Below are 14,682 nucleotides of genomic sequence, written 5' to 3' on the forward strand. Positions count from 1 at the left end.
GGCCGCCGGCCATGCGATAATGGCCCGTTATCCTGACGACGGTCCTGGCCGCCGCCCACCTCATGTCCTCTGATTCGATGCGGAACATCCGCAATTTCTCCATCATCGCCCACGTCGACCACGGCAAATCGACCCTGGCCGATCGCATCATCCAACTCTGTGGCGGCCTGCAGGCGCGCGAGATGGAAGCGCAGGTGCTCGATTCCAACCCGATCGAGCGCGAGCGCGGCATCACCATCAAGGCCCAGTCCGTGTCGCTGCCGTACACCGCGCAGGACGGGCAGGTCTACCACCTGAACTTCATCGACACCCCTGGCCACGTCGACTTCTCCTACGAGGTCAGCCGCTCGCTGGCCGCCTGCGAGGGCGCGCTGCTGGTGGTGGATGCGGCGCAGGGCGTGGAAGCGCAGTCGGTGGCCAACTGCTACACCGCGGTGGAGCAGGGCCTGGAAGTGGTGCCGGTGCTGAACAAGATCGACCTGCCCACCGCCGACATCGACCGCGCCAAGGCCGAGATCGAGGCGGTGATCGGCATCGACGCCACCGACGCGGTCGCGGTCAGCGCCAAGACCGGGCTGAACGTGCGCGACGTGCTGGAGGCGATCGTGCTGCGGATCCCGCCGCCGGTGCCGCGCGATACCGACAAGCTGCAGGCGCTGATCATCGATTCCTGGTTCGACAACTACCTGGGCGTGGTCTCGCTGGTACGGGTGATGCAGGGCGAGATCAAGGCCGGCGACAAGCTGCTGGTGATGTCCACCGGCCGCACCCACCAGGTCGACAGCGTCGGCGTGTTCACGCCCAAGCGCAAGGTGCTGCCGGCGCTGCGCGCGGGCGAGGTGGGCTGGGTCACCGCCAGCATCAAGGACGTGCATGGCGCGCCGGTCGGCGACACCCTGACCCTGGCCGGCGACCCGGCCAGCAAGCCGTTGCCGGGCTTCCAGGAAATGCAGCCGCGCGTGTTCGCCGGCCTGTTCCCGGTGGATGCCGAGGACTACACCAACCTGCGCGAGGCGCTGGACAAGCTGCGCCTGAACGATGCGGCGCTGCGCTTCGAGCCGGAAAGCTCCGAGGCGATGGGCTTCGGCTTCCGCTGCGGCTTCCTCGGCATGCTGCACATGGAGATCGTGCAGGAGCGCCTGGAGCGCGAGTACAACCTGGACCTGATCAGCACCGCACCGACCGTGGTCTACGAAGTGCTGAAGACCGACGGTTCGATCATCAGCATGGACAACCCGGCCAAGCTGCCGCAGTTGAACATGGTCGAGGAGATCCGCGAGCCGATCATCCGCGCCAACATCCTCACCCCCGAGGAATACATCGGCAACATCATCAAGCTGTGCGAGGAAAAGCGCGGCAGCCAGATCGGCATCAACTACCTGGGCAGCCAGGTGCAGATCAGCTACGAGCTGCCGATGGCCGAGGTGGTGCTGGACTTCTTCGACAAGCTCAAGTCGGTCAGCCGCGGCTACGCCTCGCTGGACTACCACTTCGTGCGTTTCGATGCCGGTCCGTTCGTGCGCGTGGACGTGCTGATCAACGGCGACAAGGTCGATGCGCTGTCGCTGATCGCGCACCGCAGCCACGCCGACCGCCGCGGCCGCGAGCTGTGCGAGAAGATGAAGGATCTGATCCCGCGGCAGATGTTCGACGTGGCGATCCAGGCCGCGATCGGCTCGCAGATCATCGCCCGCACCACGGTCAAGGCGATGCGCAAGAACGTGCTGGCCAAGTGCTATGGTGGCGACGTCTCGCGCAAGAAGAAGCTTCTGGAAAAGCAGAAGGAAGGCAAGAAGCGCATGAAGCAGGTCGGCCGCGTGGAAATCCCGCAGGAAGCCTTCCTGGCGGTGCTGCAGATGGACAAATAGCTGGGAATCGTCAATAGGGAATGGGGAATGGAAAGAGCGCATGCTCTTGTCTTCCCGATTTCCCATTCTCCATTCCCGATTCCCATTCCGAAGGAATAAGAATGAAATGGTTTGAAATCGCGCTGGTGGTGCTGACTTTCGCCACCGGCATCATCACCCTGCTGGACAAGCTGTTCTTCGCCAAGCGCCGCGCCGCGCGGGCCGGGTTGCTGGACGCCGAGCCGGTGCTGGTGGACTACTCGCGGGCGTTCTTCCCGGTGCTGGCGGTGGTGCTGATCCTGCGCAGCTTCATCGCCGAGCCGTACAAGATCCCGTCCAGCTCGATGATGCCGAACCTGCTGGTCGGCGATTTCATCCTGGTCAACAAGTTCTCCTACGGTTTCCGCCTGCCGATCACCAACCAGAAGATCATTCCGGTGGGCGAGCCCAAGCGCGGCGACGTGGTGGTGTTCAAGCCGCCGCACAAGCCGGACGAGAACTGGATCAAGCGCGTGATCGGCCTGCCGGGCGACCGCATCGGCTTCCACGGCGACACCCTGTACATCAACGGCACGCCGATGAAGTACAAGGTGATGGGCGAGTACGTCGGCAAGGGCAAGGGCGCGGAAATGACCGGCGCCACGCTGCTTACCGAGTACCTGCCGGGCCGTACCCACACCGAACTGGAATGGATCGACCGCAACAACCCGGCCGGCCAGGGCGACTGGGTGGTGCCGCCGGGCAAGTATTTCGTGATGGGCGATAATCGCGACAACAGCGAGGACAGCCGGTTCTGGACCCAGACCCACTTCCTGCCCGAAGAGAACCTGCGCGGCAAGGCGTTCCTGATCTGGCTCAATTGCGAAGGGTGGTTCTGCAGCGGCAGTTTCGATCCGTCGCGGATCGGAACGGCCATCCAGTGACTGGCGTGAGGGGAAGCGCGATGAAGCACAAGCAAAGTGGCATGACCTTGACCTCGTTCGTGATCGTGCTGGCGGTGGTCGGGTTCTTCGTCTACATCGGCATGAAGCTGTTCCCGATGTACATGGAGTTCTACGCGGTGCGCTCGGCGATGAAGGGCCTGGCGACCGAAACCGGAAGCGCCGAGATTGACCCGTCGCAGGTCAAGGCCTCGCTGTTCCGGCGCCTGGACATCAACAATTCGGACAACGTCAAGCCGAGTGACGTCACCTTCGAGCGCACCGATACCGGCGTGAAGATGCACGTGGCCTACGAAGTGCGCCGCCCGCTGATCGCCAATCTGGACGTGGTCGGCAAGTTCGACGCCACCCAGGACCTGACGACGCGTGGTGGCCAGTAAGACCATCCTGCGCGGCGACCGCATCGGTCACCGCTTCGCCGAACCGCAGCTGCTGGCGCAGGCGCTGACCCATCGCAGCGCCGGTGCGCCGCACAACGAACGCCTGGAATTCCTCGGCGACGGCATCGTCAACCTGCTGATCGCCGAGGCGCTGTACCAGCGCTGGCCCAAGGCCGACGAAGGCGCGCTGACCCGCGCCCGTGCCGAACTGGTGCGCGAGGCCTCGCTGGCCGCGATCGGTCGGCAACTGGAGCTGGGCGAACGCCTGACCCTGGGGCCGGGCGAGATGAAGTCCGGCGGCCATCGCCGCGACTCGATCCTGGCCGATGCGGTGGAGGCCGTGGTCGCGGCGATCTACCTGGACGCCGGCTTCGAGGCCTGTCGCGCCACGATCCTGCCCTGGTTCGAGGCCGCGCTGGCGGCGCTGCCGGTCGGCAAGGTGGAGAAGGACGCCAAGACCCGCCTGCAGGAATGGCTGCAGGCCCGGCAGCGGAGCCTGCCGGCCTATGAACTGATCAGCGAGACCGGCGACGACCACGCCAAAGTATTCCGGGTACGCTGCGTACTCGCCGAGCCCGCCCTGGTCACCGAGGGCGAGGGCACCTCGCGGCGCCTGGCCGAGCAGCAGGCCGCCGCCGCCGCCATCGAGCAACTGGATTCGAGCAAGTGAACGAACAAGCCCCCCCCCCTTACCGCAGCGGCAGCGTGGCCGTGATCGGTCGCCCCAATGTGGGCAAGTCCACCCTGACCAACGCCCTGGTGGGCGCCAAGGTCAGCATCGTCTCCAACCGGCCGCAGACCACCCGGCACCGGCTGCTCGGCATCGCCAGCTTCCCGGCTGGTCAGCTGCTGCTGGTCGACACCCCCGGCCTGCACCGCGAGCAGAAGCGCGCGATGAACCGGGTGATGAATCGCGCCGCGCGCGGCTCGCTGGAAGGCGTGGACGCCGGCCTGCTGGTGATCGAGGCCGGGCGCTGGGACGACGAGGACACGCTGGCGTTCAACGTGCTCAGCGACGCCGGCATCCCGGTGGTGTTGGTGGTCAACAAGGTCGACCGGCTCAAGGACAAGACCGCGCTGCTGCCGTTCCTGCAGCAGGTCAGCGAGGACCGCAGCTTCGCCGCCGTGCATCCGATCTCCGCGCTCAAGCGCAAGGGCCTGGAGGCGCTGGTGCGCGACCTGCTGGCGCTGGTGCCGGAAGCGCCGCCGATGTTCGGCGAGGACGAGATCACCGACCGCAGCCAGCGCTTCCTGGCCGGCGAACTGGTGCGCGAGCAGTTGATGCGGCAGCTCGGCGAGGAACTGCCGTACGCGACCACCGTGGAGATCGAGCGCTTCGCCGAGGACGGCGCGCTGCTGCGCATCGGCGCGGTGATCTGGGTCGAGCGCGAAGGCCAGAAGGCGATCGTGATCGGCAAGGGCGGCACCCGCCTGAAGGACATCGGCGCCAAGGCCCGCCAGCAGATGGAGCGCCTGTTCGGCGCCAAGGTCTTCCTGGAGACCTGGGTGCGCGTGCGCGAGGGCTGGTCCGACGACGAGGCCGCGCTGAAGGCGTTCGGCTACGGGGAGTAAAGCCGGGAAGCCGGGATTGGGGATTCGGGATTGGGGATGACCAGCCTTCGGCTGTTGGAAGCCGGGATTCGGAAGCTCTGCTAGATCAAGGCAAGGATGGCGTTTTTTGTAGGAGCGGCTTTAGCCGCGACGGGCGTCACCGGTAACCGCGGTCGCGGCTAATCCCACAAGAGGGGACAAGAGGCGCACCTACAAAAGGCCCAGCCTTGCTCGACACCGATTCAATTCGATACAGAGTCGTCTCCCGTTTTCCGCTTCTCGCGCACCCGTTCCGCCCCCTGACCGCCGCTCCTGCGAATCCCGAATCCCCACTCCCGAATCCCCGCCTTGATCGAGCACGAACCCGGTTTCGTCCTGCATGCGCGGCCCTGGCGCGAGACCAGCCTGCTGGTGGAGGTGCTGAGCGTGCACCACGGCCGGCTCGGCGTGCTGGCGCGCGGCGTGCAGGGGCCGAAGAAGCAGGCCCTGCGCGCGGCGCTGCAGCCGCTGCAGTCGATCCACTTCAGTGCGCAGCGGCGCGGCGAGCTGGCGCAGTTGCGCGCGGCCGAGGCCGTGGACACGGCGCCGCGGCTCAGCGGCGAAGCGATGCTGGCCGGGTTCTACATCAACGAACTGACCCTGCGCCTGGCGCCGCGCGACGATCCGGCACCGGACCTGTACCTGGCCTACGCGCGGGTGCGCGCGCGGCTGGCCGCCGAGGCGCCGCTGGCCTGGTCGCTGCGCTGCTTCGAGCGCGACCTGCTGGAGGCGCTGGGCGTGGGCTTCGACCTGCGTCATGATGGCGACGGCGACCCGATCGATCCGGCCGCGCGCTACGTGCTGGACGCCGAACACGGGCCGCGGCGGCTGTTGAGCGACCGCGGCCACGACCAGCGCAGCGGCATGGCCACCGGCCGCGCCTTGTTGGCCCTGGCCGACGATACCGAACCGGTCGCCGAGGATCTGCCCGGCCTGCGCCGCGGCATGCGCGTGGTGCTGCTGCACCACCTCGGCGGCCGCGGCCTGAAGTCCTGGGAAATGGTCGAGGACCTGGCGCGCCAGCGCAGCGCCGCCGCCGCGGCGTCGGAGTCGGAGTCGGCAGCGCCCGCGGCGATGCCGGAGCCGGACGCCGAGCTGGATGCGCAACTCGATTCGACGTCGGCGTCCACGCCGGAAGCGCCGTGGTCGCCGTCCTCAGCGGAGTCGTGATCGGGGCGGATCGGCGGCGCGAGTCGGCACGTGGGCCGCGTTCGTCACGCCTCGACCGAATGCAGCTTGCCCCGTAGGAATGACCTCGGTGGTGACATCGCCAGCGCCATTGTGCCGCCGTCGCCGTTAGCGTCGTCGTACCGCGGGATCAATGGGGGATGCGAGGGCGGCCGGCTGAAGGCCGCCATGGCCACGTCTGGGAGCGTGCGCGGGTCGCGCCTCAAGCCGCTCTACGCCGACTCGTGCAGAAGACGGGGATCCATCCCTACTCCCCAATCCCTGCTCTGGGACGGGAGGCCAGATGGGGCGAGGGGGCTGCGGTGGGGCCGCCTTTGGCATATCCGGGTGCGCGCGGGTCGCGGCTGAAGCGTTCCCACACCCATTGCCACAGAAGACCGGGCGTCATCCCCAATCCCAAATCCCCAATCCCAGCGTTCAGTGCAACAACGCCGCCACCGCCTCGCTGAACTGGTGGCGTGCCTGCGAGGAGGCCGGGTCGCCGTGCAGCTGGCGCACGGCACGCGCCAGGCGGGCGGCGCCGACGAAGCCGCAGCTGGCCTGCAACCGGTGCAGGTGGGTGCGCACGGCCTGCTCGTCGCTGAGCTGCAGGGCCGAGGCGACCGCGTCGCGGGTGACCGGCAGTTCGGCCAGGAACAGCTCGCGCAGGGCGATCAGATGCGCGCGCTCGCCGTTGAGTGCGGCCAGCGCGGTGGTCTCGTCCCAGTCCAGGGTCGGCTCGGCACTCCCGGGCGTGCCGCCGAGGCGGCCGCGGGCGAGCAGCCGGCGCACCGATTGCAGTAGCCGTTCGGTGCTGAGCGGCTTGAGCAGCACGTCGGCGAAGCCGGCGTCGAGCAACTGCGCGCGGACCGTGGCGCTGGCGTCGGCGGTATGCGCCAGGCCGAGGGTGCCGGGGCGTTGCCGCTGCAACTTGTGCAGCAGCTCGCTGCCGCTGCCGTCGGGCAGGTTGGCGTCGATCAGCCAGAGGTCGTGCGCCTGCGTCTGCGCGCGGGCGAGGGCGCTGGCGACCGAGTCGGCCAGGTCCACCTGGGCCGGCAGCGACTGCAGTGTCGCGTCGAAGAAGGCGCGGCTGATCGGGTCGTCTTCGACGAGCAGCAGTCGCGTTACCGGGTCCTGGATCGATGCCATGCTATGCCTCCATGCGGCGTGTTCGCATCCCGCGCGGCGGCGCGCGTGCGTCGCGCCACTTTGCCTCGCCGGCGCGGCAATCGCAAGCCGGTCCCGGCCCGGTCCATCTGCGACAATGGCGGCCCTTTTCCGCCCGCAGCCTGTTGCCACGTGGCCCGATCCAGAAACCGTCTCGACCGCACGCCCTTCCAGACCGACATCGCCGACCTCAGCCACGACGGCCGCGGCGTCGCCCGCCGCGAGGGCGACAAGGTCGCCTTCGTCGCCGGCGCGTTGCCCGGCGAGACCGTCCTCGCCGAACCCACCGCACGCAACCGCCACTTCGACGAGGCGCGCACCGTGCAGGTGCTGCAGGCCTCGCCGCAGCGGGTGACGCCGCGCTGTCCGCATTTCGGGGTCTGCGCCGGCTGCGTGCTGCAGCACCTGGCCGAGGACCAGCAGATCGTCGCCAAGCAGCGGGTGCTGACCGAGAACCTGGAGCGCATCGGCCACGTGACCCCGCAGGCGGTGCTGCCGGCGCTGACCGGCGCGCCCTGGGGCTACCGGCGCAAGGGCCGCTTCTCGGTGCGGCGGGTGGAAAAGAAGGACAAGACCCTGGTCGGCTTCCGCGAGCAGGACCCGCGCTTCGTCGCCGACCTTTCGGTGTGCCACACGGTGATCCCGCAGATCGGCTTCAAGGTGACCGCGCTGGCCGACCTGGTCGAAAGTCTGGACGGCAAGCGCGACATCCCGCAGATCGAGTTCATCGCCGGCGACGCCGCGGTGGCGCTGACCTTTCGTCACATGCAGCCGCTGAGCGCGCGCGACCAGGCCGCGCTGATCGCCTTCGCCCAGGAACACGACTTCGCCATCTTCCTGCAGCCCGGCGGCGTGGACAGCGTGCATCCGCTGTATCCGCAGGAGGTGCCGCTGTCGTTCCGGCTGCCGCAGTGGGACGTGGAGCTGGCGTTCCGGCCGCTGGACTTCATCCAGGTCAATGCCGCGCTCAACGAGAAGATGATCGCGCACGCGCTGGCGCTGCTCGACGCGCAACCCGGCGACCGGGTGCTGGACCTGTTCTGTGGCTTGGGCAACTTCACCCTGCCGCTGGCGCGCACCGTGCGCGAGGTGGTCGGCGTGGAAGGCGACGCCGGGCTGGTGGCGCGTGCGCGGGAGAATGCACAGCGCAACGGCCTGAACAACGCCCAGTTCTTCGCCGCGGACCTGACCCAGGACCAGCGCCAGGCGCCGTGGATGCGCCAGGGCTTCGACAAGCTGCTGCTCGACCCGCCGCGCTCCGGCGCGCTGGAGGTGCTGCAGCAACTGCCGCTGAAACAGTTCCAGCGCATCGTCTACGTCAGTTGCCATCCCGGCTCGCTGGCGCGCGACGCCGGCTATCTGGTCAACGAACAAGGCTTCGTGCTCCAGGCCGCCGGCGCGATGGACATGTTCCCGCATACCGCGCATGTGGAGAGCATTGCGGTGTTTGAAAAGCCGGGAATGGGGAATCGGGATTAGGGATTCGTCACGGCGGCTGCGCGCGGTTTAAGATTTTTCCATTCTCCTTTCCCCATTCCCGATTCCCATGGCCATCGAGATCGAACGCAAATTCCTCGTCACCGGCGACGGCTGGCGCGCGGCGGCGCATGCCGTGATTCCGATGGCGCAGGGCTATCTCAACGACCAGGCGGCGCTGGCCAGCGGGGCGCAGAAGGCGTCGGTGCGGGTGCGGGTGCAGGGCGAGGCGGCGTTCCTCAACCTCAAGTCGCGCGAGCTCGGGCACACCCGCCAGGAGTTCGAGTATCCGATTCCGCTGGCCGATGCGCGCGCGCTGCTGGCGCTGTGCGTGGGCGGACTGATCGACAAGCGCCGGCATCTCGTGCAGCACCAGGGCCACCTGTGGGAAGTCGACGAGTTCCTCGGCGACAACGCCGGGCTGGTCGTCGCCGAGATCGAACTGGACAGCGCCGACGAAGCGTTCGTCAAGCCGGACTGGCTCGGCGCCGAAGTCACCGACGACCCGCGGTACTACAACGTGGCGCTGGCAAGCTGTCCATTCTGCGAGTGGCGGGGAGTGGGGATTAGGGATTAGGGATTGGTAAAAGCGTAAAGCCAAACGCCGCACGCGGCCCGCTTTTGCGAATCCCCACTCCCCAATCCCGAATCCCCGCTTCTCGCAGCAATCGGGCTTATGCTTTTGCGAATCCCTAATCACCAATCCCCAATCCCCGCTCATGCGCATCGATATCTGGTCCGACGTGGTCTGCCCCTGGTGCTGGATCGGCAAGCGCCGGTTGCAGCAAGGTCTTGCATCGCTCGGCGCGGATGCGCCGGCGCTGGAGATCCACTGGCATCCGTATCAGCTGGATCCTGACGCCGGCACCGAGCCGGTGCCGTTGCGCGAGGCCTATGCGGCCAAGTTCGGTGGGGCGGCGCGCACCGAGCAGATCCTGGCGCAGACCCAGGCCACCGCGCGTGCCGAAGGCCTGCCGTTCGACTTCGGCCGCGGCCAGGTGCGGGTGACCACGCTGCCGGCGCACCGGCTGCTGTGGCTGGCCGCGCGCGAGGGCAATGTCGACGCGGTGGCCGAAGCGCTGTTCCATGCGCACTTCGCCGAGGGCCGTAATCTGGCCGACCCGCAGACGCTGTGCGATGCCGGCGCTGCGGGCGGATTGCCGGCGGCACGGGTGCAGGCGCTGCTGCAGGGTGACGAAGGGCTGGACGAGATCGAGGCGGAACTGCAGCAGGCGCAGGCCATGGGCATCCGTGCGGTGCCCACCTACGTCATCGATGGACGCCAGGCGCTGCAGGGCGCGCAGCCGCCGGAGGTGATCGCGGCGACCGTGCGCGGTCTGCTCGCCGACGCCCAGGCGGGCCAGGACTGCGGCCCGGACGGATGCGCGGTCTAGGCGCGCGTATGCGGCACAGCGGGACCCACTCGCCGCGTGCGGCGCGCTAGACAGCGAAGTATCAGTGGCGAAGGGGCGGCCCGCGGTGTTGCGCGGGCGTCCCGCCGGCACCGATGCCGGCCCGCCAGGGCCTCTCCCGCATTCTGCACCCGCACGGGCCACGCCAGCCATGGCCGCAAGGCCGCCTGGGCTCGGGGACCGGGCGAACTGCCGCGCGGCCCGGCCCGGATTGCACGGCGCAGCGCTACGCGTGCCGATCTTCAGTGCGTTCATTACCGAGACGTGTCAGCTGGCAGGGGCGCGGCCTGCCGCCAGCGCCGGCATCTGCGACAATGCCGGCCCACAGGCGCCTGAACCGCGCCGGCAGGAGAATCCCCCGCATGCTCGCGATCGGCGTTGCCGGTACCGAACTCACCGCGCAGGAGCGCGACTGGCTGCAGCACGATGCGGTGGCCGGCGTGGTCCTGTTCAAACGCAATTTCGCCTCGCGCGCGCAGGTGACCGAACTGAGCGCGGCGATCCGCGCCGCTACGCCGCGACCGCTGCTGATCTGCGTGGATCAGGAAGGCGGGCGCGTGCAGCGCTTCCGCGAGGGCTACAGCGCGCTACCGCCGCTGCAGGACTTCGGCGCGCTGTATGCGCGCGACCCGGCCGCGGCGCTGGCGCTGGCCGAGCAGCACGCGTGGCTGATGGCCAGCGAGATCCGCGCCAGCGGCGTCGACCTGAGCTTCGCCCCGGTGCTGGACCTGGCCCGCGGCAACCGCGCCATCGGCGACCGCGCCTTCAGCGACGACCCGCAGGTGGTCGCCGCCTTCGCCGCGGCCTACGTGCGCGGCATGCACAGCGTCAGCATGGGCGCCACCCTAAAGCATTTCCCCGGCCACGGCACCGTGCTCGAGGACACCCACGTCGACAACGCCGAGGACCCGCGGCCGCTGGAGACCCTGCGCCGGGAAGACCTGGTGCCGTTCGCCGCCGGCATCGCCGCCGGCGCCGACGCGGTGATGATGGCGCACGTGGTCTATCCGCAGGTGGCGCCGGAGTCGGCCGGCTACTCGCCGCGCTGGATCCAGCAGATCCTGCGCCAGGACCTGGGCTTCCGCGGCGTGGTGTTCTCCGACGACATCGGCATGGCCGCCTCGTTCGCCGCCGGCGGTGTCGCCGCGCGGGTCACCGCGCACCTGGACGCCGGCTGCGACGTGGTCCTGGTCTGCCATCCGGAACTGGTCGACGAATCGCTGCAGGCCGTGCGCGACCGCCCGCTCAACAGCGCCGCGCTGCTCGGCCTGATCGGCCGTGGCGGCCTCGGCTGGGACGGCCTGCTGGCCGACGCCCGCTACGGCCACACCCAATCCCATCTGCTCTCCACCTTCGGAAAAACCGCCTGATGTCCACTCTCACCATCGCCCAGGCCCTGGCCCAGGCCGACCTGCTGGTCGATCGCACCCGCATCGACCAGGCCATCGCCCACATGGCCGACGCCATCGCCGCCGACTACCGCGGCGAAATCCCGGTCTACCTGACCATCATGCACGGCGCGCTGCCGTTCGCCGGCCAGCTGGCGCTGGAACTGGGCAGCCGCGGCCAGGACCTGCAGCTGGACTACCTGCACGCCACCCGCTACCGCGGTGAGACCGTCGGCGGCGAGCTGGTGTGGAAGCACCGCCCGGCCACCGCGCTGTACGGCCGCCGCGTGCTGCTGCTCGACGACATCCTCGACGAAGGCCTGACCCTGAAGGCGGTGCGCGAGTGGTGCCTGGAGCAGGGCGCCACCGACGTGCGCATCGCTGCGCTGACGGTCAAGCGCCACGACCGCTGCGTGCCCGGGGTGAGCGCCGACTACATCGGCGTCGAGGTGCCGGACCGCTACGTGTTCGGCTTCGGCATGGACGTCAACGAGGCCCTGCGCAACCTGCCGGCGATCTACGCGATGAAGGAGTAAGCGGGTAAGCGAGCCAGTCTCGCCGCTCCGCTGCCCATTGCCGGCGCGCATCGCCGGCGCACGCGTCCCTTTCGTTCGAGGATCCGCATGGACAACATCGCATTGGCCGTCATCGGCGGCACCGGCGTCTACAAGCTCGCGCAGCTCGACGACGTGCAGACCCACGAGGTCGAAACGCGCTACGGCGCGCCCTCCGGCCCGGTGCGGGTCGGCACGCTGCTCGGCCACCGCGTCGCCTTCCTGGCCCGCCATGGCGAAGGCCATTCGCTGCCGCCGCACAAGATCAACTACCGCGCCAACCTTGCTGCGTTGCAGCAGATCGGCGCCACGCGGGTGCTGGCGCTCAACACCGTCGGCGGCATCACCGAACGCTTCGGCCCGCGCGTGCTGGCCTGCCCGGACCAGCTGATCGACTACACCTGGGGGCGCATCTCCACCCTGTGCGAAGAGCCGGGCAGCGAGGTGCTGCACGTGGATTTCGGCCATCCGTATTCGCCGCTGCTGCGCAGCAAGATCCTCGCCGCCGCGCGTGTCACCGGCACCGCCCTGGTCGACGGCGGCTGCTATGCCGCCACGCAGGGGCCGCGCCTGGAAACCATCGCCGAGATCGCGCGGCTGCGCCGCGACGGTTGCGACCTGGTCGGCATGACCGGCATGCCCGAAGCCGGGCTGGCGCGCGAGCTGGGCCTGGACTACGCCTGCCTGGCGATCGTGGCCAACTGGGCGGCCGGCTGCGGCGACGCCGAGGAGATCACCCTGGCCGAGGTGCTGGCCAATGTCGAGGCGGCCTCGGTCGGGCTGCCGGAGCTGGTGGGGGAACTGGCGCGCGGGTGATTGTCTTCGCTGCGCAAGCTTTGCATACTCCGCCGGTGCGGCTGCCGCACAACCACCACCCATTCACTGCAAAAGGTCTCGCATCACCATGCCGAACGGTACCGTCAAGTGGTTCAACGACGCCAAGGGATTTGGTTTTATTTCTCCGGAAGACGGTAGCGCCGATGTGTTCGCGCACTTCTCCGCGATCAACTCCAAGGGCTTCCGCAGCCTGCAGGAAGGACAGCGTGTCAGCTACGACGTGACCCAGGGTCCGAAGGGCGCGCAGGCCTCGAATATCACGCCGGTCGAGTAAGCGCTCGCGTTGACTCGGTTGTGCCTTGAACCCCGCTTCGGCGGGGTTTTTTATGGGAGACGCCGTGGTGTCGGCGTCGGCAGGCGGTGGACGCAATGAAGCAAGGACTGCAGATCGGGATCGTCGGTTACGGCACGGCGGGCCAGACGCTGGCGCTGCTGCTGGCGCGCGACGGGCACCGCGTGCAGGTATTCGAGCGTGCGGCGCAGCCCGGGCCGGTGGGTGCCGGCTTCCTGCTGCAGCCGACCGGCCTGCAGGTGCTGTGGCGGATCGGCCTGCTGGAGCAGGCGTTGGCCTATGGTGCGCCGGTGCACCGCCTCTATGGCGAGACCCCGTGCGGACGCGCGGTGATGGACATGCGCTACCGCGACCTGGACGCGCGCCTGTTCGGGCTGGGCCTGCAGCGCGGCGCCCTGTTCGCCCTGCTGGCGCAGGCCTGGGACGGCTACGCCACGCTGCAGCGCGATACGCGTATCGTCGCCATCGACGACACGCTGCGCCGGGTGCAGGACCAGCATGGCCGCTGGCACGGGCCATTCGACCTGGTGATCGCCTGCGACGGCTCGGCCTCGGCGCTGCGCGCGCAGGTGCAGGCGACGCGGCTGGACCGGATGTATCCGTGGGGCGCGCTGTGGTGCCTGTTGCCGCGCGGCGACTGGGCCTTCGCCGACGAACTGCGCCAGCGCTACGTGGCCGCGCGCAAGATGATCGGCCTGCTGCCGGTGGGCACCCGCCCCGGCGATGCCGAGCCGCGGGTGAGTTTCTTCTGGAGCCTGCCGACCGCCGATTTCGATGCCTGGCAGGCGCGCGGCATGCAGCCGTGGCTGGAGGAGATCGCGCAGCTGTGGCCGCAGGCGCGCGAACGCCTGGCGCAGATCGACGCACCCGCGCAGCTGGCCCGCGCCAGCTACCGCGATGCGGTGCAGCGGCACTGGTACCGCGGCCGCCTGGTCCTGGCCGGCGATGCGGCGCACGCGATGAGCCCGCAGTTGGGGCAGGGCGTCAACATGGCGCTGATGGATGCCTGGGCGTTGAGCGAGAGCCTGCGCACCGCCGCGGACATCGACACGGCGCTGGCGCGCTACCAGGCGCAGCGCCAGGCGCACGTGGCGGTGTACCAGTTCTGGAGCCGCTGGCTGACCCCGCTGTTCCAGTCCGAGCGCGACCTGGCGGCGCGGTTGCGCGACGTCGGCATGCGTCCGGCCGGCCGCATGCCTGGCGGCCGCGGGCACATGCTGCGCGTGCTCAGCGGCACCCAGCACGGCTGGTTCGGCACGCTGCCGCTGGCGCCGGAGTTTCTGGAAACGCTGCAGGAGCTGGCAGCACGGACCGCGTCGGTGCAGACCGACGCTGCGCCTTCGTAGCGGAAACGGTAGCGCCGATCCAGCCGAAGGCATTCCTCGCATGCAGCGACGCGCTATCGCAGTGTAGCGGGCCACGACGCCGGTCAGCTGGTCGCGTCGGGACTGAAGTCCCTCCCACAAAAGGCAGTGCACTTGCTGTTTCGGCCGCGCTCATGCATTGCGCGGCGCGATACCGAAGCTTCCCGTGGCAGCGTGGCCACGCACGCACGCACGCACGCACGCATGCACTCACGCAACGCATTGCGATTGCACTGTGGGAGGGGCTTCAGCCCCGACGCCGTGATG

15 protein-coding genes are annotated in these 14,682 nt (G+C 69.0%); 14 read left to right on the forward strand and 1 reads right to left on the reverse strand.

Features of this window, described 5'->3' with window-relative positions:
* Positions 1-77: 77 nt before the first annotated feature.
* The 6 genes from lepA to recO all read left to right on the forward strand — a co-directional run bounded on the left by lepA (position 78) and on the right by recO (position 5,928).
* The gene (gene lepA / locus FHR66_RS04275) at positions 78-1,868 is read left to right on the forward strand and encodes a translation elongation factor 4 (protein WP_167087665.1); all 1,791 of its coding nucleotides are present in this window, start codon (positions 78-80) and stop codon (positions 1,866-1,868) included.
* Positions 1,869-1,969: 101 nt separating this feature from the next.
* Positions 1,970-2,770 (forward strand): signal peptidase I, encoded by an 801-nt coding sequence (gene lepB / locus FHR66_RS04280; protein ID WP_167087410.1) that lies wholly within the window; start codon positions 1,970-1,972, stop codon positions 2,768-2,770.
* Between the two features lie 20 nt (positions 2,771-2,790).
* Entirely contained in the window at positions 2,791-3,168 is a 378-nt protein-coding gene (locus FHR66_RS04285) for a DUF4845 domain-containing protein (RefSeq protein ID WP_167087412.1), read from the forward strand.
* Positions 3,158-3,838, forward strand: a complete 681-nt coding sequence (gene rnc, locus FHR66_RS04290; protein ID WP_167087414.1) for a ribonuclease III — start codon at positions 3,158-3,160, stop codon at positions 3,836-3,838. Before FHR66_RS04285 ends, rnc begins: the two co-directional genes overlap by 11 nt.
* Positions 3,835-4,740, forward strand: coding sequence for a GTPase Era (era, locus tag FHR66_RS04295; protein WP_167087416.1), 906 nt, complete (start codon positions 3,835-3,837; stop codon positions 4,738-4,740). The genes rnc and era overlap by 4 nt, the downstream gene beginning before the upstream one ends.
* Before the next feature lie 318 nt (positions 4,741-5,058).
* Positions 5,059-5,928: a DNA repair protein RecO gene (recO, locus tag FHR66_RS04300; RefSeq protein WP_456361739.1), complete on the forward strand. Its 870-nt coding sequence runs from the start codon at positions 5,059-5,061 to the stop codon at positions 5,926-5,928.
* A gap of 435 nt (positions 5,929-6,363) precedes the next feature.
* Here recO and FHR66_RS04305 read toward each other — a convergent pair whose 3' ends face one another.
* The gene (locus tag FHR66_RS04305) at positions 6,364-7,074 is read right to left on the reverse strand and encodes a response regulator (protein ID WP_167087420.1); all 711 of its coding nucleotides are present in this window, start codon (positions 7,072-7,074) and stop codon (positions 6,364-6,366) included.
* A 150-nt stretch (positions 7,075-7,224) separates the two neighbouring features.
* On the opposite strand from FHR66_RS04305, the gene rlmD reads away from it, so the two are divergent.
* The 8 genes from rlmD to FHR66_RS04345 all read left to right on the forward strand — a co-directional run bounded on the left by rlmD (position 7,225) and on the right by FHR66_RS04345 (position 14,397).
* Complete coding sequence (gene rlmD / locus FHR66_RS04310; RefSeq protein ID WP_167087422.1) at positions 7,225-8,571, forward strand: 23S rRNA (uracil(1939)-C(5))-methyltransferase RlmD; 1,347 nt, start codon at positions 7,225-7,227, stop codon at positions 8,569-8,571.
* A gap of 67 nt (positions 8,572-8,638) precedes the next feature.
* Positions 8,639-9,145: a CYTH domain-containing protein gene (locus FHR66_RS04315; protein WP_167087424.1), complete on the forward strand. Its 507-nt coding sequence runs from the start codon at positions 8,639-8,641 to the stop codon at positions 9,143-9,145.
* 142 nt (positions 9,146-9,287) lie between these two features.
* Positions 9,288-9,962 carry a DsbA family oxidoreductase gene (locus FHR66_RS04320; RefSeq protein ID WP_167087426.1) on the forward strand — a complete coding sequence of 225 codons (675 nt, stop codon included), beginning with the start codon at positions 9,288-9,290 and terminating at the stop codon, positions 9,960-9,962.
* Positions 9,963-10,342: 380 nt separating this feature from the next.
* Positions 10,343-11,350 (forward strand): beta-N-acetylhexosaminidase, encoded by a 1,008-nt coding sequence (nagZ, locus tag FHR66_RS04325; RefSeq protein WP_167087428.1) that lies wholly within the window; start codon positions 10,343-10,345, stop codon positions 11,348-11,350.
* Entirely contained in the window at positions 11,350-11,904 is a 555-nt protein-coding gene (locus FHR66_RS04330; RefSeq protein WP_167087430.1) for a hypoxanthine-guanine phosphoribosyltransferase, read from the forward strand. Before nagZ ends, FHR66_RS04330 begins: the two co-directional genes overlap by 1 nt.
* 87 nt (positions 11,905-11,991) lie before the next feature.
* Positions 11,992-12,738: an S-methyl-5'-thioinosine phosphorylase gene (locus FHR66_RS04335; protein ID WP_010342285.1), complete on the forward strand. Its 747-nt coding sequence runs from the start codon at positions 11,992-11,994 to the stop codon at positions 12,736-12,738.
* An 88-nt stretch (positions 12,739-12,826) separates the two neighbouring features.
* Positions 12,827-13,033: a transcription antiterminator/RNA stability regulator CspE gene (gene cspE, locus FHR66_RS04340; RefSeq protein ID WP_003488188.1), complete on the forward strand. Its 207-nt coding sequence runs from the start codon at positions 12,827-12,829 to the stop codon at positions 13,031-13,033.
* A 95-nt stretch (positions 13,034-13,128) separates the two neighbouring features.
* Positions 13,129-14,397: an FAD-dependent oxidoreductase gene (locus FHR66_RS04345; RefSeq protein ID WP_167087432.1), complete on the forward strand. Its 1,269-nt coding sequence runs from the start codon at positions 13,129-13,131 to the stop codon at positions 14,395-14,397.
* Positions 14,398-14,682 lie beyond the last annotated feature (285 nt).

Source organism: Xanthomonas sp. F4 (genome assembly GCF_011761895.1).